The organism is Ulvibacter antarcticus (assembly GCF_003688405.1).
GTDB classification, from domain to species: domain Bacteria; phylum Bacteroidota; class Bacteroidia; order Flavobacteriales; family Flavobacteriaceae; genus Ulvibacter; species Ulvibacter antarcticus.
Map to the genome: position 1 here is coordinate 57,271 of NZ_REFC01000011.1, position 20,217 is coordinate 77,487.

Sequence of the window (20,217 nt, forward strand, 5' to 3'; positions counted from 1 at the left end):
GATTAAAAGGATGGAAATTGATAGATTTCTCATAATTTTGATGTGTTAATAAGTGAAACATAGTTTGTACTGGTTTTATTTATTATTCGGGGTACCATTGCCGTGGTGCCCCATTTTTTTCTCCATAAATTTTGGTTTTTTAAGGTTGATAAAATGAATTTTGTCTCTTCAGTAATTCTTTAGCCTATTAAACAAGCCATTTAATTAAACTTTAATTGAAAAAATGGTCCAACATAATAGATTGTAGAAGCTGAGTTTAAATTCGAATGTAATTGAAGTCCGATGCCAAAATTAGCACCAAGCTGGAATCTTATTCGAGCATCAATCGGGAAGCCTATAGTGTTGTAATTTGTAAATTCAAAATTTTCTGAATTCGCTTTTTTAAAATAAAAGTAACCAAGACCTCCATAGAATTCAGCGAATAACCAATCGTTAATACTCAGTTCTCGTCCATAAGACAAATTAGCTTCCACAAACACATCAGATCTATTCGGTCCCAATACATTAACTTTCAACTCAGAACCACCCATAGCAGAAAATCTAAACTTATTGTTATTGAGATCGAACACAACGTCCAGACCTCCTGCGGCGCCACCCGTATCCTTATCGAAATAACCACCAATCGTGCCGGATGCACTATAGATTTGAAATCCCGCTTCATTTTGTGCAACCGAGTTACTCAACACAAGTAAAAATGAACATACAATTATTAGCTTTTGCATAAGTTTTCATTTAATAGTTTAACTACTTTTTATAATTTTCTCTACAGATATTCTATTGCTCTCGTTTGTTAGATGGACAAAATATATTCCAGTTGACAGAGTGCTCATATCCAAATTGAAGGTCAGACCGTTTTTAACAAATTGATACAATAACTGGCCCTGTAAATCATAGATTTTTATATCGACAATAGGCTTGTCTGAGGTAATCTGTAATGTATCTTTTAATGGGTTAGGGAATAGAAAAATGTTTCCCAATTCATTTTCATTTAAAGACAAATTACAATCATCCGTGAATATTAACTCACGCCCTACATGAGTTTCTATAAAGCCGGCTAGATTGGAGTTTATATCATCTAAACATACAGTTTCTAATGTCGGGAGACTCTCAAAATTACTTGATGAACTTCCGGATGTGTCGAAATTTAAATTATTCCCATTTCGCAGATTAATGTCTGCTAAATTTAAATTCTCACGACAATCTAAGGTTCTTAAATTTACATTTTCGTAAAGGCTCAATACTAAAAGGTCATTATTCCTAATATTCAAACCTAGTAGCTCAATATTATTTGATAAGTCAATATTTGAAATCGTGTTATTGGCACAATTCAAATTTCTCAGATTTACATTATCACTAACATCCAAAGTTGTGAGATGGTTGAAGGGACTGATTAAAAATTCTAAATTCGGACTATTGCCAAGGTTTAACGATATTAACTCATTAGATTGACAATCAACTGTAGTCAAATTTGTTTTATTACTTAAGTCTAATGTCACCAAAGAATTTGTACTACATGAAATTGACTCTAAATTATCATTTCCGCTTAGACCCAATGTTTCCAGCAAATTATCTGATGTATTCAAGTCTCTTAATTGAAGATTCCCACTAAGATTTATTGTGGTTAAGCTATTCCTGTCACATCGAAGTACTTCTAAACTACTGTTTGTAGATAAGTTTAGATTAGTGAGTTGATTCCAACTGCAATTGAGTCCGACAATATTGACAAACGCTTCAATCCCTGTTAAATCTGCAATATTTCCTGGATTAGCAACTGTACCATTTACTTCAATAGTGCCAGTGAATGCTTCAGCTTCCGCCAATTGTATTTCACTATCACTATTGGTGTCAATTATCGGTGAATGATCAAGAAGTTTAGTCTTAAATTCAGCATCCGGTATATTAACTATTTGTGCATTTATACTTGAAGAAAGCACGAAAAAAACTATTATTATGTATTTCATTGGTCGGTGTTTTTTGATTAATTTTTGGGTAAAACTTTATAGGGAGGGTCTGTTAAAGCTACTAAAAAAAAGTCATACTCACGGAGTCTACAGTCTTGGTTCAAGAATATAGACTGAAAAATTCTACCGGAAACTGATGGCTTCAGACCATATGAGAGGCATTATATAAACAGATATTAGAAAGTTATAAAATAAAAAAAGCGACTCATATGAGTCGCTTTTTTTATTTATTCCGAAGAAAAGAAAATCCTATTTCAACTTCTTCTTCACTGCAACCTCCTGGAAGGCTTCAATAATATCGTTTTCAAAAATATCGTTGTAATTCTTGACTTGAATTCCACAATCATATCCCTTCGCCACCTCTTTCACGTCATCTTTGAATCGCTTTAAGGATGATAATTCACCGGTAAACACAACTACACCTTCACGGATAAGTCGGATTCCAGACCCTCTAAAGATCTTTCCACTTAATACCATACAACCTGCAATAGTACCAACCTTAGAAATCTTGAAAGTTTCACGAATTTCTGCAGTACCTGTAACCTCCTCTTTCATAACCGGAGATAACATTCCTTCCATCGCATCCTTCAAGTCATTAATAGCATCGTAAATAATTGAGTACATACGGATATCAATTTCTTCCTTATCTGCTATCTGTCGTGCATTCCCCATTGGGCGCACATTAAATCCTATTACAATTGCATCAGATGCAGACGCTAATAATACGTCACTTTCAGTAATTGGACCTACCGCTTTATGGATAATATTTACCTGAATTTCTTCCGTAGAAAGCTTCTGGAACGAATCTGTCAATGCTTCAACAGAACCATCCACATCACCTTTCAGAATAATATTCAATTCTTTAAAGTCTCCAAGTGCAATACGTCTTCCAATTTCATCCAACGTAATATGTCTCTGAGTTCTCACCGACTGCTCACGCTGTAATTGAGTACGTTTGGATGCAATAGTTTTTGCTTCTCTTTCGTCTTCAAATACATTAAATTTATCTCCTGCCTGTGGAGCGCCATCTAGACCTAGTATTGATACTGGTGTTGAAGGACCTGCTTGTTCTACATTGTTTCCGCGCTCATCATGCATGGCTTTTACCTTACCACTGTTTTGACCAGCAAGAACGTAATCACCTATCTTTAAAGTTCCACCCTGTACAAGAATAGTGGATACATACCCTCTACCTTTGTCAAGGAATGCTTCTACAACCGTACCATTAGCAGATCTGTTTGGATTCGCTTGAAGCTCAAGAAGTTCTGCTTCCAGTAGTACTTTTTCAAGCAATTCGGGAACTCCTTCTCCGGTTTTTGCTGAAATATCATGAGATTGGATCTTTCCACCCCAGTCTTCAACCAACAAGTTCATACTCGCCAATTGCTCCTTAATCTTTTCAGGATTGGCGTCTGGCTTATCTATTTTATTTATTGCAAAAACAATCGGCACACCAGCAGCTTGAGCATGACTGATCGCCTCTTTGGTTTGCGGCATAATTGCATCATCTGCGGCAACTACAATAATCGCTAAATCGGTTACCTTAGCACCTCTCGCACGCATGGCAGTAAAGGCCTCGTGACCTGGAGTATCTAGAAAGGCAATTTTTTGTCCATTCTTTAACTGTACTCCGTAGGCACCAATATGTTGTGTAATTCCTCCTGATTCACCAGCAATTACGTTTTCTTCTCGAATATAATCCAGTAAAGAAGTTTTACCATGATCAACGTGTCCCATCACCGTAACAATTGGTGCTCTGGCCATTAAATCTTCCGGTGCATCCTCCTCTTCTTGAACCGCTTCTTCAATATCGGCTGTGATAAATTCTACTTCAAATCCAAATTCATCAGCAACGATCGATAAGGTTTCGGCATCCAGACGTTGATTCATCGTCACCATCATACCAAGCGACATACATGCAGAAATTACCTTAGTAACCGGCACATCCATCATTGTTGCCACCTCACTTACCGTTACAAATTCAGTAAGCTTTAATGACTTATCAGCTTCTTGCAAAGCCAGTTCATCCTCCGTTTTCTGACGGTGACTATCTCTTTTCTCTCTACGATATTTGGCCCCTTTACCTTTAGATGACTTCCCTTGAAGTTTCTCTAAAGTTTCACGAACCTGCTTTTGTACTTCTTCTTCACTAGGCTCTTCTTTAGGCACATTGGTTCGCGTACCGACACCTTTTCTACCTGGCCCTCTGTTATCTCTAACGTTTCCTCCACTACCTTTTTGTGGCTCTTTACTTATACGACGACGTTTACTCCTCTTATCTTTAGAATCGGAAGATTTACTTTCAGTCTTTTTCTTTTCTGGCTTTTTGAATTTTGTTAAATCAATCTTCTGTCCTGTAAAATTAGGACCATCCAGCTTTTTATATTTTGTCTCTACTATTCCAGAACCCGCTTCACCACTTTCTTCTGTAGTTTCAGATTTCGGTGCTTCAACTTCTTTTGGTGCTTCTTCTTTTTTAGCTTCTTCTTTAGTTGCTACAGGAGCAGTTTCCTTCTTTTTCTCTTCGGAAGGAGTCGCAACTTCTTTAACAGCTACTTTTGGAGCCTCTTCAGCTTTTGGCTTTTCAGGTGTAACCGGCTTAGCCTCTTCTTTTGAAGGTACTTCTTTTACTTCTTCTTTTACAGCTTCAGTTGGAACAGGCTTTTCTACTTGTTCTTCTTTTTTGGCAGCCTTTGGGTTCAAATCAATTTTCCCAACCTGTTTTGTGCCCTCCAATTTTGCTTCAGCTTTGATAACAACAGGCGCAACTCTCTTCTGCTTTTCCTCAATTTCACGCTCTCGCTCCAGACGAATTTCTTCCTTCTCTTTTCGCTTTTCCTCACCCACTTCCTTAGAAGCTACCTTCTTGCTTTTATCCGTTTGAAATTCTTCAAACAAAACCTGGTATTCTGTATCGGAAATTTTGGTAGTAGGACGCGCTTCCACTTCATGTCCTTTGGAACTTAAAAATTCCACGGCACGATCGAGCGAAATGTTAAATTCACGTAATACTTTGTTAAGCCTTATCGATTTTACTTCAGCCATATAAATGCTTTCTCCTGTTTCTTTATTTTAAAAATTTGTATAAAAGTAATTAAACTTTCAACTACTCTTCAAATTCTTCTCTCAATATATTTATCACTTCCTGAATTGTTTCCTCTTCAAGATCAGTTCTAGACACCAAATCTTTCAAGTCGTACTCCAACACACTCTTGGCAGTATCTAATCCAATTTTATGGAATTCCTGAATAATCCAGCTTTCAATTTCATCAGAGAATTCGCTTAATTCTACATCTTCTTCAGCCCCTTCTCTTAACACATCAATTTCATAACCAGTAAGTTGACCCGCCAAACGAATGTTATGCCCTCCTCGTCCAATTGCCTTACTAACTTCCTCCGGTCTTAAAATAACCTCAGCACGTTTAGTCTCTTCATTTAACTTGATTGACGTCACTTTTGCCGGACTTAATGCGCGGGTTATAAACAACGGTAAATTACTTGTATAATTTATTACATCAATATTCTCATTACCTAGTTCACGTACAATTCCGTGAATTCTAGATCCTTTCATCCCCACACAAGCTCCAACAGGATCGATACGATCATCGTAAGAATCTACTGCAACTTTCGCTTTTTCACCAGGAATACGCACTACCTTTTTCACAGTAATCAATCCATCAAATACCTCAGGAATTTCTTGCTCAAACAATTTCTCAAGAAAAACAGGTGCCGCTCTTGACATAATAATTGTCGGCTTGTTTCCCTTTAACTCTACACTTTCAATAATACCACGAACATTATCTCCTTTTCTGAAAAAATCTGAAGGAATTTGTTTTTCCTTCGGAAGGATTAGCTCATTCCCATCATCATCCAACAAAATAACCGCACGATGACGAATATGATGTACTTCTGCCGTATATATTTCGCCTTCCAGTTCCTTGAACTGCTTGTAAATATTTGTATTATCGTGCTCGTGAATCTTCGAAATTAAATTCTGACGCAAGGCCAAAATAGAACGTCTTCCAAGATCAATAAGTTTAACTTCTTCAGAAACATCTTCCCCAATTTCAAAATCAGGTTCAATTTTTCTAGCAGCAGATAATGAAATTTCTTCGTTAGGATCTTCAACTTCTCCATCGGCAACCACAACTCTATTTCTCCAAATCTCTAAATCCCCTTTATCAGGATTGATAATTATATCGAAGTTATCATCACTTCCATACTTTTTCTTCAAAGCATTTCTGAAAACATCTTCTAGTATCGCCATAAGCGTAACTCTGTCTATCAGTTTATCGTCTTTAAATTCTGAAAACGAATCAATTAACGCTAAATTTTCCATATCATCTTAATTAAATTTTACCATCACTTTTGCTTCAATAATCTCTTTATAAGGGAGTACGGCTGTTTTTTCTACCGTAATTTTTCCTTTTCCAATTGGCTTAGGCTCTCTTGCCTTCCAATGGAGCTCAATACCTTCGTCATCAGACTTCATTAAATCTCCTTCAATTACTCGGCTATCAGCAGTTTTTACCTTCAAGGTTCTGCCAATATTCTTCTTAAACTGACGAGGTAGTTTTAAACCTTCAGTAACTCCGGCAGACATCACTTCAAGTGAGAAATCTTCCTCTTCGCGGTCTAAATTATGTTCAATCGCTCTACTAACTGCAATACAATCCTCAACAGTTACACCTAAATCTCCATCAATAGTTATCGATATTTTGTTCTGATCTGTTATAATCATATCGATCAAAAACAGTGATGAATTCTCCTCTAACGCTTGCTCTAGCAGTAGTGTTACTTTTTGATACATTACTTTTTTTCTATAAAAAGAGGGGACTTTACGTCCCCTCTTATTCTTTGGTATTAAATATTGGTGCAAATATACCATATTTTTTAATATTAAAAAAATCACTCCCTCCCATTTTATTTTTGTACTTTAATGGAACATAATCTTTTATCAAAACCGACCAAATATGAAAAGAATTTTAGTCCCTACCGATTTTTCACCACAAGCCGAAAACGCCTTAAAAGTAGCTGCACAATTAGCCTCAAAACATGGAAGTGAAATATATTTACTGCATTCACTAGAAATGCCATTGAGTATAGGTGGTTCGGGAGACACAAGTAAATTACCGGAATCCCTCTTTTTTATCAAACTAGCTGAAAAAAACTTTTCTGAGCTTTTAGAAAAACCTTACTTACAAGAGATAAATGTTTATGAAGCAATTGGGCACAATGAAATCTATAATGATATAAGTGCCACCGTAGAAAAAAGTAAGATAGACATGATTGTCATGGGGTCTCATGGTGCCAGCGGATTTAAAGAAATGTTCATTGGAAGTAATACAGAAAAAGTAGTTCGGACTTCAAAAATTCCCGTGCTGGTAATAAAAAATAATCATCCTGTTTTCGAAATAAACGATTTCGTTTTCGCTACAGATTTTTCCGAAGAATGCCGATGGAGCTTTAATGAAGCTCATAAATTCGCCAAAACGGTTGGTGCTAAAATGCACCTTTTATTTGTAAACACGCCAGGTGACTTTAAAACTACGGCACAGGCAAACGCTATTATGACAAATTTTGTGAAAGGAATGGGAGCCGAAAATTATACGCTGAATGTTTATAACGATAATTCAATCGAAAAAGGAATCTTACAATTTACAAAAGATATAAAAGCACAGTTAATTGGCATGAGTACCCACGGTCGTAAAGGTATTTCACACTTTTTTAATGGAAGCATTAGCGAAGATCTCGTGAATCACGCTAATATGCCGGTGATTACTTTTAAAATACAATGATATTAAAATCATCGTTAATCTTAAGTATAAGTGCGCTATGTCTTAGTTGTGGAACACCGAATAAAAAAAACACGAATGTAATAGGACCAAAAGAAACTATTACAGATACATTGACTACCTCAACACCAAATATTCTGAAACCAGCAGCTCCGGAAGGGGCTGTTTTTGGTAATTTCAATGGAGATAATAATCAGTTATTTTCACACATAGCTAATTTTAATAGCCATCAAGAAAAAACAGAGATCGGTTTTCAGGATAAGGATATTAAAAAGTTAATTGTCCCCAAAACCCTTGGTGGATCATTATCCTTAATAGAATTGGAAGGATTCGATAGAGATTTACTGTTATTTACCGCCAAACTCAAAGACCCCAATTTTAATAAATACTTTTTATTCGTCCAAAGGGATGGTGAATGGAAACCAGTAATAAACGGATTCGCCATTCATAAAACCAATTTAACAGACACCTTGATTCCCATAAAAATCGATCCAAATAACCTTCGAAATATCTCGCGGCATTATTCAGTATTTAATTTAGATGATAGCAATGAAAATGGCTATTCATGGTTATTACAATCGGAAAGTGTTCCAATAAAAAATTGGTAATAAGTCTGTAGGATTATACATTTGCTTTGACTTCCAAAAGCCATTTCTATTATTCGCGTCTGTCGATGATCTCAACCGGTTTTCTACTCATTTTCGGAAAACGAATAGCATTCAGTTCCTTTTTATCATGGAATTCTACTTTTGGTAGCACTCGAAGTTTCGCTCTAAAATGATCCTTTATCTCCGTAAGGAGTGAATCCGTAGGTGCTTCTGTCGCAATTTTTATAAGAATCTCGTCGGTGCCCAGCTCATTGTGAAATATCTCTATCACAAAACTGTGCACTTCACTAAAATGATTCAATATATTATACATCGCCGGCGGATAAAGCGTAGTACCTTTATATTTGATCATTTGTTTTTTTCGTCCAACTACCGGTCCCAATCGCATGGTGTTTCTTCCGCAATTACAAGCCTCCGTATGAGCACGAACCATATCTCCGGTTTTAAATCTTAGAAGTGGCATTGCTTCTACTCCCAAAGTAGTAATAACCAACTCACCAACCTCGCCTTTTTTTACAAGATTATCGTTCTCATCGAGTATTTCTGCAATGATCAATTCGGGGTGGTGATGCCCACCTATTTCATGTTCACATTCGTTAAAAGCTGTGCTCATTTCGGTAGAAGCATAGGTAGAATACAAAGCTATTTCCCACGATGCCTTGATCTTAGAGGCTAAGACATTTAAAGAAAAATCTTCATTTTTAATTGGTTCTCCAATACAAATAGCCGCCTTTACTCCCGAAGTTTCCATATTGATATTATGAAGTTGTGCAAATTCAATTAGCTTTAACAAAAAGGATGGCACACAAATAAGATAGGTAGGTTTAAACTTCTTAATCGAATCCCATTGAAGTTCAGGTATTCCAGAGCCTACTCGAATAATTCCTGCACCTAATTTTCTCGCACCCAAAAAATAAGCAAGCCCAGCCATAAAACGTCTATCCATAGTGGTCATAAGCTGCATAGTATCTTTCGAAGTCACCCCCGCACAGGCAAATGAAATTGCCTCATTATACGCCAGCCTATCCAAATCTTTATCGGTAAGGGCAAAAGTTACCGGTTCCCCCAAAGTCCCGGAAGTAGTTACATAATCGATTATTTTCTCTTTGGAAACGCAAATAAAGTCATCATTAAACTGCTGCAATTGCTCTTTGGTGGTTACAGGAATTTTTGTGAGATCTTCCAGCTTGCTTATAGAATTCAGATTAATTCCATTATCATTAAAAACCCCTTGGTAATAGGTTGAATTCTCACTTAGATAACCCAACAGTTTTTTCAGTTCTTGCTCCTGAAACTGCTGTATTTCGTCTTTAGTTGCTTTTTCAATTTCAGGAATCATTGCTGTGCTTTTCTTTTCGATTTTTTCAGATATTTAACTACATTTTCCTTGTCGGGAACTGTAGTAATTTCTTTACTATTTGCTTTTTCAAATGCTTTTCTAGCTTCGGAAAAATCTTTCTGTTCATAATAATATCGTCCTGCAAGATAATGGGATTTCCAATAATCCGGGTTTAATTGTTGTAATTCTATAAGTTCTGAAGGCTTTAAAACTGTTTCATCATCTATAGCTGCTTCCACTATACGTTCTAATATTCTATATTTTTCGTATTTCTGAAAGGCTTCAGATCTCGCAAACGGGTCTTCTGCAATCGTTAATTCCTCGTTGGCTAAAGTTACTTTTGAAGGGTTTCCGAAGCGATCATTAAACACTTCATTGAGATCATAAGCAACAAATTCTCCTAACTGATACGGATTTGTTGAAATCCAAACCTTTAATTCTTCCGGTTTAAATACGATTCCATGATGTGCTAAAAGCTGATTCAAAGCTTTCTCATTTCCGAAGCCAATTGCAGCATCATTCAAGCCTTCCTTATTCCTTAGAATCGCAACAGCTTCAGTAGGATTCAATTTATCCTCTTCTTTAATTAATTCCTCCATTCGCTCGTAACGATATTGCGAATGACTTTCGGCAATCTGCTTTAAATTTCGCTTGTCTTCAGAAAAAATCGCAGACTGAAAGTGATTGGAACAGATCAATTCATCTGAATTAGGAACTTCATACACTCCTAATTTATGTGGTGAAACTTCAATTAACGCTGCCTTACGATCCTTCGCACTGCTAATAAAAATAGCTTCAGAAACAAAAACCTCCCTTTTTTTGGCAATGGCAATAGCTTCAGAAATAGTTGACGCATATTGAAGAATTTCTCTAGTTAACAGGGAAATTGGCGTTTTTGCAGTGAGCGGAATTTTCGACTTTCCGGCGTTGATAGTGATCGTTAGTCCCTGATCGTTCATTCCTGAAACCACGCCTATCATTCCACCCCAAGTAACCGACATATATTTATGCCCTTCCGAAGGACTGATAAAAGCAATTATTTTTTCCTTAGCGAACTCATCTCCTGCATAAAAGTCAAAATTCCGTCCTACCAAAAGTTCTCCATCTTCGGTCTTATCGTCCCAGACCGCAAAGGACGAACAGCCTACAAGCGCCAAATCCTGTAACGCGTGACCAATATCATGTGCGCTGTGCAAATAAAGCGCTCTGAGATAAGGCGGGGCAATCTCGTTAAAAGCCTCTGAAGAATAGCGACTCACCCCGTAAATTTCTGTTTTATATTCTTCAGTGACATGCTTGTACATCTTCCGATTGTAATATTTTAAAAAACTTCGTAAGAGTGCTTGTTTGGTTTTTGAAGGCACTAAGTCATTTACTTTAGATAGAAAAACCGCTTCTTGCCTTTGCAATAACTCACGAGTAAGACTTCCAATGGTCAGGCCTCGTTCCAGAGGATCTCCTTCTACATACATTTCCCAAAGTCCATGTTCGTTTTTATTTAGAAAATTATTTCCGACGACATAAGAAGAATCGGAAATTTTTATCCGTTCTGGAATCTCATTTTTATATTTCGATAGATCAGGACGATCTTTAAGGGATTTCGAAATGCCACATGAAGATAAAAAAACAAGAAAAATCAAGCTATAGCGCTTGGTTAATGACTTTAAAATCATAATGTTATGACCTCTAAGCATGTTGATTCACACTTTTGCTAAATTTCTTATTGGTTTTACTAAGAATTTTAGCTTCTTTATAATCGACCCACTTTTGCCCAAAAGATTTTCGCATAATGTTTTCAAAAGGGCGCATCATAAATACATTCCCAAGCATTTTTGCAATACGTACAGGATGTTTTGGTAATGCCCTTAGCGTAATTGAAAATCCGCCGTCCAGATATTTTATGTAATGCCAATATCCGCTAGGCATATACAATGCGTCACCGGCTTTCATCTCGGCCTGTATCCCGATAACATTTTGCAGCGCTGGATACTTATTGAAATCTGGCCGGTCCATATCTATAGTTTCGAGATTATGAACGGCAAAAGGCACTTTATAAAGATATTTTGTTTGTTCGGGAGAAAAGAGGGTAACGCTTTTATTCCCTTGAAAGTGAAAATGCAAAAGATCTGAAAGGTCCATATCGTAATGGGGCAATACTCGCGAACCACCTCCACCAAAAAACATCACTGGAAGCCTTTTAAAGAATTTGAGACCAATATCCGGATAGCTGAAATCATTTAGTAACTCTGGCATATTATCCAACAAATTGAAGAAAAATATTCGTAGATCGGTTGGCTGTGTTTTAAGTAACTCCAGATAATCGAACATCTTCATTTCCTTGACTGGCTCAGCAGAATTCTGTGTTCCCTTGGTAGGCTCACTATTATATAATGGGACGATTTGTTCGCCGGCATGTTCCTGGAAAAATTCGATTGTCCATTTTTTATGTGCAGGCCAATCCTTCATCAAACCTTCAATAATAACAGGACGTTGTGGCTTATAATATTTCTCGATGAATTCCTTCTTAGAAATATCGCTAACACGCTCTACATTAACAGTTTTAATTTGATTCATCGGATTTACTCTTTTACTTCTTCCTTTAAATTAGCTTCTTGTACTTTTTGGACGAGATATTCTCCGCCCAGGATTACTGAACAGGTTACGACTCCACTGATTGTAACTCCTAAAATACCATGCATATTTAGACTTTGCCCGGTAAAAAATAAGTTGCGAATCTTAGTTCTGGCAGATACAAATGACTTTAATGAATTACTGGCATCTTTCACATAACCATACATTGATCCTCTGTTACTTCCAATATAATCACGATACGATAAAGGTGTGGAAGAATACACAGCTTCGATACAATTTCGAATATCAGGAAATTTTTTCTCAAGTTCCACAATAAACTGCTCTTCCTTATGTGCTTTGAATTGCTCGTAGGTCTGCCCACGTTCATTTTGATCGGCTGCAGTATTAAAAGTACCTTCCCAAGGAGCTACTTCGTCAAAGTTCATATAGGTCATGGCTGTAAGATTGTCACCATAACCGTCGGTATTCTTTTTTATTCCCATAGAAACCATATACGCCCTTGGCCAATCTTCTTGTGTATAATCATGTACGTTCCAAACTTGATCCAAATCTTTATAATGGTAATAATTCTTGTTTAAATATTTGAAGGTACCCGGCTTTAATACCAAGTAAAGAGTAAACGCTGCTACAGTGCTTTCAATATTTTTTATGCGGGAAACATAGGATTTCCGAAAAAACTGCTCCCCGACCATTTTGATAGTCAATTTAGGCTCAATATTCGAAATAAAAAGATCTCCTTTTACTACCGGACCATCTTTCAATTTGACTGATGCGATTAAACCATCATCAACACCAAAGCCAACAACTTCATGCCGTTTATAGGCTTCGCCACCTGCTTCTTTTAGTCTTTTAAGTAATGATTTAGTGATCTGGCTTCCTCCGTTTACACATCGATACGAACTTTCGATATATGAATTAACAGATAAGGCATGAACATAAAAGGGAGTTCTGTCTGCTTCTCCGGCATATAAAAGATTGCTTCCAGCTAGAACAGCTCTCAATTTTTTATTTGAGGTGACAGAATCAATATACTCTTTTGCATAAAATTCAAATACCTCGGTATCCTCATAATAAGGCTTCCCTACTTTTACATTATACAATGGAAATTTATCGCAGGTATCTTTTAATTTTTTACAATAGGTACGAATTGCTTTTTCCTCGTCTGGAAATTGTTCTAATAGATTTGCGATAAAGTTGTCATAACCCTGCCCGTGTCTATATTCGACCGGATCACCATCGAAAGTGATAAGATCGAAGCCATTTTCATCCAATTTTTTTAATTCCAGATCATCGAGAATACCTAAATACTTAAAATACTGATATAGGTTTTGTCCTTCAGAAAGCCCGCCAATATAATGAACACCAGTATCGAAGATCGTTTTGTTACGTACAAAAGTTTGTAGATTTCCTCCGTACTGGTTGTTTTTTTCCAATACGCAGACAGATCGACCTTCTTTAGCAAGAATTATGGCCGAAACTAAACCACCCAAGCCGCTTCCAACGATTACAACATCATATTTTTCTTTTAATTTCAAGTGACTGCGTTTTTTTTAAAGATAACAAGATTATGGTTTTCAAAAACATTTTGAAACCTTAAATCGGAATCATTTCCAGAATTTTGAAATGTAGAAGGGAACTCTTCCGAAGCATTTAAAATAAAGTAATCTGCCTTTAACGCTAAGGCTTCACTTTTTGATGTGGCGAAAGTCATTCTATTATAATGGTTTGTAATGAAGCTGTTCTTTATAATAGCTCTGGTGTTTTCGTCATTTATGAAAGTACTAATCTTACGATCCGCGCTGTCGAGCATAAGTAAAAAATCTAGCTGACCTTCTCCATTAGATACATTTACGATGGTACTTTTTTTATCTATAAGTTCTATTATTGATTTGTAATCGGCGCTATTAATCTTAAGGTCAGCTTGCACGCTTTTATACAGTGTATTTCCTTTGTAGCGATAATCATTTAATAAGACCGATTGAAAATAAGTATCATCTTCAATTTCATCTCTCAAATCATCAAATTGACTTCTAAAATAAGCACTTATGCTTTTAGTTCTTTGTTTGTACGAAGGTCCAAACGATTTATCTTCGGAAGTAATTCGATTTAGAATCTTAACCGTGATACTCCCGTTTCTAATGACAAAGCTTCCCTTTGGAAGAACCTCAGAGTTCCCATGAATCAATACCGGAATGATGTCAAGATCAAGCTCTTCAGCCAAGTAAAATGCACCTTTATGAAAACGTCTTACTTTGTTGGTAGTAGAACGCGTCCCTTCAGGAAAAGCCATAAGCGAATACCCTTGATCCACCTTTTTCCGAAGATGATCTACTCCTTTTTCAATACCTCCTGATACCGGATAAAATCCTGCCAATTGCACAGCCTTTCCGAAGATAGGTGAATTATACACCCAATCATTCACTAAAAATATAATTTTAGGATGCAGCATTCCAACAGCCAGAATATCAAGAAATGAAGTATGATTAGCGATCAAAATTCCGGGCTTGGAAAACGTCTCATTTCCTTCATTGACGATTCGCTTCTTAACAAAAGGATTGGTATACAAAACTGATTTCATAAACTTAGAAATCACCGCATGAAAGCCTTTCATCTTTACTTTTTTGCTCAGCGGAATTAGCGGCATTATCAACACACTAAAGATCGACAAGCAAAGACCTCCAAGACCATAATACAAAAATGATAACACCGAATGCAGCAACAACCTAAGGGAAATTGGACGTTTAGTATTACTCCCAATAAAAAGAACAAACAATAACGGCTGAATAGTAAACGCTACCAACATAGCCGAGAAGATCCCAATAATAGACACCAATGAAATGGAATAAAGGGCAGGATGCTTTGCGAAAATTAAGACTCCGACCCCAAGTATTGTGGTAATAACCGACAGAATTATTGACGTTTTATGAGTAGATAATGTTTTTTCTCCTGTCTGGTATTCCTTCAACATGCCGTTTGTTACGAAAATGCTATAATCAATCCCCAGCCCAAAAATAAAGGTCGAAATAATAATGTTGAAGATATTAAAATGAATTCCCGTCAATCCCATCACTCCAATTGTGATGATCCAGGTTAGCAATATAGGAATGGCTGTTACCAACGTAAGTGAAAAGCTTCGATAGTAAAGAAGAAGCAACAGCAACACTATGCCTAAGGAATACAGAATTAAACTATTGAAGTCGTTTTTTAGGTTGCCAAGCAGGGTTTCGTTCATCGCCAATCGGTCGATCACAACGGTGTCGTCGAGTCCTTTTAAGGTTTCTTTCACTTCAGCTACATTGGCTTCGTTTACTTTCACAAGACTGGTGACCGTCGTAAAATCTGAATCCTGAGTTATAAAATCATCTAAAGAAATAGAACTTAAATTCCGAAATTGGTCAATGCTAAGAGGAGCAAAATCGGTGTCCAGCAGTTCGTAAAATTGATTGAAGGTCGTTGGTTTTAATCCGAACTTTTGTCCACTTTCTATGAGGTTTGTCTTTATACTTTGCAGCGTTTGTGGGTTCCAGAATTGCGTCCATTGGCTAATTTTCTCCTTTTGAAGTGCTTCGGAAGAAATTAATGCTCCAATAGAATTATAATTAATAATTCTACCATCTTGATCTAATTTCTGAAGCTTCTTAAAAACCGCGTCGTTCTTCCGAAGCGCCTCTTCAGAAGAACTACCATAAGCTGCAATATAAATTGACTTGGAACTAAGATTCGTTAATGCATCCAGATTTTCACGGGCGATAGTGGCTTCAACAGGCTCGTAATTGAGTTTCGAAATATCTTTCTCGAAGATCACCTTATCATAGGTAAAGGCGCTAACTAGCAATGCAACTGCAATAAAAGCGACTAGAACTTTATTTTGATGAAAGTTGTAGTTCGCAATGCGATCAAAAATAGTGGTCTTTGCCTCTCGAACCTTCCCTCCTTTATAGACTTGAGGAATAAACAACAACGCAAAAATCGACGCTCCGATTACACTCACCGCTGCAAAAATCCCTAAATCTTGAAGTGCCTGAGAGTCTAGAAACAGCAGACATAAAAACGCCAAAGCAGTGGTAATACTGCTCATGAGAATTGGCGAAGTGATATCCTTATACAAACTTTCAATAGTTTCATTATTTCTAATGTGCGTAAGAATGTGCAGCGAATAATCCAGGGTCACTCCTAAAAGAACCGAGCCAATCCCAAGCGAGATGGCCGAAATTTCGGAACGAACCAAATACAAAAACGCGATAGACAGCAGACCGCCAAAAACTGTAGGTGCCAATAAAATAAGTGGAACCGTCAGTTTCTTATAGAAAACAACAAAAATGATCATTAGAATAGTGAGTGCAATTCCGACTGTAAATTGTATGTCTTTCTTGATCTGTTGTGCGTTCGCAACGGCTATAAGTGCGGCTCCAAAATACTCGCTTTTTACTTTTTCATTGAAGGCGACGTTTAGCTCATTCTGAAGAGCGTAAAGCGTATCAGCAAATGCCGCATTTTTGGAAGTTTCACTCGACGGATGTATAGGAGTGATAAACAACAACACATGTTCTTCGTCCTTGCTTAATAAAAAACCATCCTTAATAGTGAACTGGTCACCAACGCCCAGGTCCCGTAATTTTTTAAGTGCTTTAAATGTAATTCCTAGTGGGTCTCTAAGAATACTTTTTTTCGCCACGATGCCCGTTGGAGAAAGTAAAGTTTTATAATTGGCTTCTGTAATCGCCGCGATGCTATCTTTTGAGATTTGAGCAGAAATTGCTTCGTAATCAGATTCATTTAAAAAAAGTGGCGCGTTTGTGTACAGAAAATCGAGGGTTGCATCTATATCTTCCTCTTCTACTTTACCTTGAATATCTTTGACAAATTCCGAAGCATTCTTTTCAAGGCTGTCTGCAAACCGCGACGCATATTGTATAAGATCATCGGTTGTTCCTTCAGGCTCTTTGCTGATATTCACAATAATCTTATCTGTGAAATTAACCGATTTCAGGACTTTTTGAAGTTCTTGTGACTTGCTGTTGGTGGGGATTAACTTGCTTATATCCTCTTCAAACTGAATCCGACTTGCAAAGAATATCAGGGTCGCAAGCAGCAGGACTAGTGCCAATGAGCTCCATATTCTGTTCTTCAGAATTTGTTGATATGCTTTATAAAACAATCTACTCATGCTGGAGTGCGATTTGTTTTTTACTAATAATTGTGAGTATCAGATATCCCAAAGAACCTAATACAACTGCCGACAATATTGCTAAAGAAAAACTACCTACGATGTAGGTTTCAAGATGTTTTAGTAGTTCAAAATTTTCAGTCATTTCTTCCATAGTGTATGAATATTCAATACCTAGAACAAACTGTCCCATTTTGGAACTAGCATATAAAACAAAGGGAATAAAGGGTGGTAAGCTAACATTTGAAAAGGTAAAGGCAATTGCTTTATTAAGCTTTAAAAGTATTGCCAAAAAGATAACGATTATGGTATGAAAACCCCAAAAAGGAGATAAGCCAGTAAAGACACCTAACGCTATGGACATCGCTTTTTTTCTCGGGCTATCATCATTCCCTAAAAAGTCTTCCATGATGAAGCGTCTCAGACCTTTTTTTTTATATTTTCTGTAGAGATCACGGGGCTTAATAACGAAAATTGTCATCAAAACAAACCAGATATTTAAAATACTAATTCGTGTAAAATCTTTGAAAGGCCTAAAATGAGAAACCCGTTCTGTTTCATCGTATAACACTTTTATCGGCACATTCTTAACCTCAGTGCCATTCCAGGCTGCTTTTACTATAACCTCAATTTCGAATTCGAATTTTTTAGTGTAATAATTACGTTGGTTTATTTCCCGCAACGGATACAACCTAAAACCTGACTGAGTGTCTTCCAAGCTAATACCGGTTTCAAACCAAAACCAGAAATTGGAGAAATTATTTCCGAAGCTACTCTTCCCGGGAACGCCTTCCTGCTTCATATTTCTAGCTCCTATAAGTAATAAGTTCTCAGTTTCAGAACTTTCTAATGCCTCTACAAAAACAGGAATGTCATTTGGAAAATGCTGTCCGTCACTATCAATGGTAATGGCGTAATGAAAACCTAGTGCTGAAGCCTTCTTAAAACCCAATCGAAGTGCATTACCTTTTCCCACATTTTTGGAAAGATGAATTTGTTCAATTTTTGGAAAACCCTTAAGAATATCGGGCGTTTCATCGGTAGCACCATCATTAACCACAATAATATCATTGGTATAATCGAGCACACCATCGATCACCTTTTTCAACGTCTTGTGATTATTATAAGTTGGTATAATAACACAGCATTTTAGTTGCCTAAGTTTAGTATGTATTGTTGCTACATTCATTATTTCTACTCAGCAAATATACAATAGCTGGAAGAAGGTTATGGTTCAAATTAGCGGAAATTGTACCTTGATTTTATAGTTCCTAAAAAGTAATGTTTGAAGTTACTAAAATATCATTTTATCTTCCTCACTAAAGGACTCTGATGACATAACATACAATTTTACAAAATTCTTAACAGCTGTAGAAGTTGTGTTTTTATAATGCCGTAGTATAAATTCTTTGTCTTCGGAAATGTTGTCGTGGTATTTTAAAAATTTGGGAGCATGTTCCTGTATACTTAACCGAATGGTCCGAATTTCAATATTTTCGGGTTCTGAAGCAATTGCAAACTCGATTAAACCAGCACCTTCTTTGAAAAATTCCTTTTTATCAGAATTTTTTTTGGCGTATTTGGCTGCCATGGTTAACACGGCGCCTTTGTAGGCAACAAGAACTTTGTTATCATCTTTAGAAACGGTTGCAAGTTCTTTTTCTAGTTGTGCAATAATCTCGGTATTCCCGGACGCCAAACCATAAATCTTCCGAATGTGAGTTAAATCCGGCGGACTCACCATAAAGAATGCACAAAATAGTATAGAGAGAATTACTTTCATTAGTCGATTACCTTAAAAGTTGCGCTTAATTTTAGTGCTTCAGTGTCTTCAAAAGAGGAAGTATTCTTTATTTTAACCATACCATCTTCTTCTGTGTAAGAAATAAGAATGGTAAGATCCGGCGTCTTAAATGGATTGATAAGTGCCATAAATTTTATATTGGAAGAAACCGAAAGAAACAATGATTTATTAAGTGCCTTTTCGGTGAGTTCTTTTATAATTTGAATCATACAAACACCCGGCATGATTGGATTCCCCGGAAAATGACCTTTAAAAATATCATGGTCTTTGTTCAAATGAATGTTCGCGGTAATTTGTTCGTCATCCGCTTTGAAATCGGTGAGTGTATATAATCCTTCTATCAGCATTTAGTTGTTTTTTAAGTAATCAAGATGGATTGCCAACTTGATGTTTTTATGAATTATATCGATCGAATCTGCAATTTTATTCTCTTCGGAAGCAGAGTCTGGCACAATGGAATTAAACAATATTTCAAACTTTTCCTTGCGCTTCGATGTATTCGTTATTTTAGTCAATCTTCCTTCCGAAGTATTAGAGAAATAAAAATTAAAACTTTTATCGCTAACCGATTTATAAACTTCTAAATTTTCAGAAGTGAATTTTTGAACCACCGCTACATTCTCCTTAATCAGTACCCTAAAATCTTTTTCTAAAGTAGTAATTATTAACTTCCGATCGAGGTCTTCTAAAACAAAGTTCTTGGTAAAAGTATCACCTTCAAACAGAAAATCAAATATCTTACTCCCAAATTCTGTGGTAAACACTACTCTGTGCGTTTCCGGACCCATTTTCTTTATCACAAGAATTCCACCTAGATTTCTACCGTAAATCTCGATTTTAGCTTTGTAAACGTAATCTGTGTCAATCACAGAAAAATATGAGTTGGTAACTTCGAGATTGGCATGAGGAACTTCTCTTAAGCCTTCTGTTGTTCTCAAGGAACAGGAAGTT

16 protein-coding genes are annotated in these 20,217 nt (G+C 36.6%); 2 read left to right on the forward strand and 14 right to left on the reverse strand.

The window, feature by feature from the left end; all coding sequences use genetic code 11:
• Positions 1–200: 200 nt before the first annotated feature.
• From BXY75_RS00515 to rimP, 5 genes are all read right to left on the reverse strand, one after another.
• Entirely contained in the window at positions 201–722 is a 522-nt protein-coding gene (locus BXY75_RS00515) for a hypothetical protein (RefSeq protein WP_121905747.1), read from the reverse strand.
• Positions 723–740: 18 nt separating this feature from the next.
• Positions 741–1,961 (reverse strand): T9SS type A sorting domain-containing protein, encoded by a 1,221-nt coding sequence (locus BXY75_RS00520; RefSeq protein WP_121905748.1) that lies wholly within the window; start codon positions 1,959–1,961, stop codon positions 741–743.
• A gap of 249 nt (positions 1,962–2,210) precedes the next feature.
• The gene (infB, locus tag BXY75_RS00525; protein WP_121905749.1) at positions 2,211–5,006 is read right to left on the reverse strand and encodes a translation initiation factor IF-2; all 2,796 of its coding nucleotides are present in this window, start codon (positions 5,004–5,006) and stop codon (positions 2,211–2,213) included.
• A 61-nt stretch (positions 5,007–5,067) separates the two neighbouring features.
• The gene (gene nusA, locus BXY75_RS00530; protein ID WP_121905750.1) at positions 5,068–6,300 is read right to left on the reverse strand and encodes a transcription termination factor NusA; all 1,233 of its coding nucleotides are present in this window, start codon (positions 6,298–6,300) and stop codon (positions 5,068–5,070) included.
• 6 nt (positions 6,301–6,306) lie between these two features.
• The gene (gene rimP, locus BXY75_RS00535; protein ID WP_121905751.1) at positions 6,307–6,771 is read right to left on the reverse strand and encodes a ribosome assembly cofactor RimP; all 465 of its coding nucleotides are present in this window, start codon (positions 6,769–6,771) and stop codon (positions 6,307–6,309) included.
• A gap of 163 nt (positions 6,772–6,934) precedes the next feature.
• Between rimP and BXY75_RS00540 the strand changes: the two genes are divergently transcribed.
• Both BXY75_RS00540 and BXY75_RS00545 read left to right on the forward strand, forming a co-directional pair.
• Complete coding sequence (locus BXY75_RS00540) at positions 6,935–7,759, forward strand: universal stress protein (protein WP_121905752.1); 825 nt, start codon at positions 6,935–6,937, stop codon at positions 7,757–7,759.
• Positions 7,756–8,364, forward strand: coding sequence for a hypothetical protein (locus tag BXY75_RS00545; RefSeq protein WP_121905753.1), 609 nt, complete (start codon positions 7,756–7,758; stop codon positions 8,362–8,364). Before BXY75_RS00540 ends, BXY75_RS00545 begins: the two co-directional genes overlap by 4 nt.
• A gap of 49 nt (positions 8,365–8,413) precedes the next feature.
• Here the strand turns inward: BXY75_RS00545 and BXY75_RS00550 are convergent, their stop codons facing one another.
• From BXY75_RS00550 to BXY75_RS00590, 9 genes are all read right to left on the reverse strand, one after another.
• On the reverse strand, positions 8,414–9,703 hold the full coding sequence (locus BXY75_RS00550) for a phenylacetate--CoA ligase family protein (RefSeq protein ID WP_121905754.1): 1,290 nt from the start codon (positions 9,701–9,703) through the stop codon (positions 8,414–8,416).
• Positions 9,700–11,376, reverse strand: a complete 1,677-nt coding sequence (locus tag BXY75_RS00555; protein ID WP_121906566.1) for a C45 family autoproteolytic acyltransferase/hydolase — start codon at positions 11,374–11,376, stop codon at positions 9,700–9,702. Before BXY75_RS00555 ends, BXY75_RS00550 begins: the two co-directional genes overlap by 4 nt.
• A 13-nt stretch (positions 11,377–11,389) precedes the next feature.
• Positions 11,390–12,277 (reverse strand): cupin-like domain-containing protein, encoded by an 888-nt coding sequence (locus BXY75_RS00560; RefSeq protein ID WP_121905755.1) that lies wholly within the window; start codon positions 12,275–12,277, stop codon positions 11,390–11,392.
• A gap of 5 nt (positions 12,278–12,282) precedes the next feature.
• Positions 12,283–13,830, reverse strand: coding sequence for a phytoene desaturase family protein (locus BXY75_RS00565; protein WP_121905756.1), 1,548 nt, complete (start codon positions 13,828–13,830; stop codon positions 12,283–12,285).
• Positions 13,827–17,462, reverse strand: coding sequence for a 1-acyl-sn-glycerol-3-phosphate acyltransferase (locus BXY75_RS00570; RefSeq protein ID WP_121905757.1), 3,636 nt, complete (start codon positions 17,460–17,462; stop codon positions 13,827–13,829). Before BXY75_RS00570 ends, BXY75_RS00565 begins: the two co-directional genes overlap by 4 nt.
• Positions 17,455–18,651 carry a DUF2062 domain-containing protein gene (locus BXY75_RS00575; protein ID WP_121905758.1) on the reverse strand — a complete coding sequence of 399 codons (1,197 nt, stop codon included), beginning with the start codon at positions 18,649–18,651 and terminating at the stop codon, positions 17,455–17,457. The genes BXY75_RS00570 and BXY75_RS00575 overlap by 8 nt, the downstream gene beginning before the upstream one ends.
• A gap of 105 nt (positions 18,652–18,756) precedes the next feature.
• Positions 18,757–19,245, reverse strand: a complete 489-nt coding sequence (locus tag BXY75_RS00580; RefSeq protein ID WP_121905759.1) for a hypothetical protein — start codon at positions 19,243–19,245, stop codon at positions 18,757–18,759.
• Entirely contained in the window at positions 19,245–19,613 is a 369-nt protein-coding gene (locus BXY75_RS00585) for a hotdog family protein (protein WP_121905760.1), read from the reverse strand. Before BXY75_RS00585 ends, BXY75_RS00580 begins: the two co-directional genes overlap by 1 nt.
• Positions 19,614–20,204: a hypothetical protein gene (locus BXY75_RS00590; protein ID WP_147437207.1), complete on the reverse strand. Its 591-nt coding sequence runs from the start codon at positions 20,202–20,204 to the stop codon at positions 19,614–19,616.
• Positions 20,205–20,217 lie beyond the last annotated feature (13 nt).

Coding starts and splice junctions, on each gene's coding strand:
- BXY75_RS00515 (WP_121905747.1), bottom strand. CDS start 722: ATGCAAAAGCTAATAATTGTATGTTCATTTTTACTTGTGTTGAGTAAC.
- BXY75_RS00520 (WP_121905748.1), bottom strand. CDS start 1,961: ATGAAATACATAATAATAGTTTTTTTCGTGCTTTCTTCAAGTATAAAT.
- infB (WP_121905749.1), bottom strand. CDS start 5,006: ATGGCTGAAGTAAAATCGATAAGGCTTAACAAAGTATTACGTGAATTT.
- nusA (WP_121905750.1), bottom strand. CDS start 6,300: ATGGAAAATTTAGCGTTAATTGATTCGTTTTCAGAATTTAAAGACGAT.
- rimP (WP_121905751.1), bottom strand. CDS start 6,771: ATGTATCAAAAAGTAACACTACTGCTAGAGCAAGCGTTAGAGGAGAAT.
- BXY75_RS00540 (WP_121905752.1), top strand. CDS start 6,935: ATGAAAAGAATTTTAGTCCCTACCGATTTTTCACCACAAGCCGAAAAC.
- BXY75_RS00545 (WP_121905753.1), top strand. CDS start 7,756: ATGATATTAAAATCATCGTTAATCTTAAGTATAAGTGCGCTATGTCTT.
- BXY75_RS00550 (WP_121905754.1), bottom strand. CDS start 9,703: ATGATTCCTGAAATTGAAAAAGCAACTAAAGACGAAATACAGCAGTTT.
- BXY75_RS00555 (WP_121906566.1), bottom strand. CDS start 11,376: ATGATTTTAAAGTCATTAACCAAGCGCTATAGCTTGATTTTTCTTGTT.
- BXY75_RS00560 (WP_121905755.1), bottom strand. CDS start 12,277: ATGAATCAAATTAAAACTGTTAATGTAGAGCGTGTTAGCGATATTTCT.
- BXY75_RS00570 (WP_121905757.1), bottom strand. CDS start 17,462: ATGAGTAGATTGTTTTATAAAGCATATCAACAAATTCTGAAGAACAGA.
- BXY75_RS00575 (WP_121905758.1), bottom strand. CDS start 18,651: ATGAATGTAGCAACAATACATACTAAACTTAGGCAACTAAAATGCTGT.
- BXY75_RS00580 (WP_121905759.1), bottom strand. CDS start 19,245: ATGAAAGTAATTCTCTCTATACTATTTTGTGCATTCTTTATGGTGAGT.
- BXY75_RS00585 (WP_121905760.1), bottom strand. CDS start 19,613: ATGCTGATAGAAGGATTATATACACTCACCGATTTCAAAGCGGATGAC.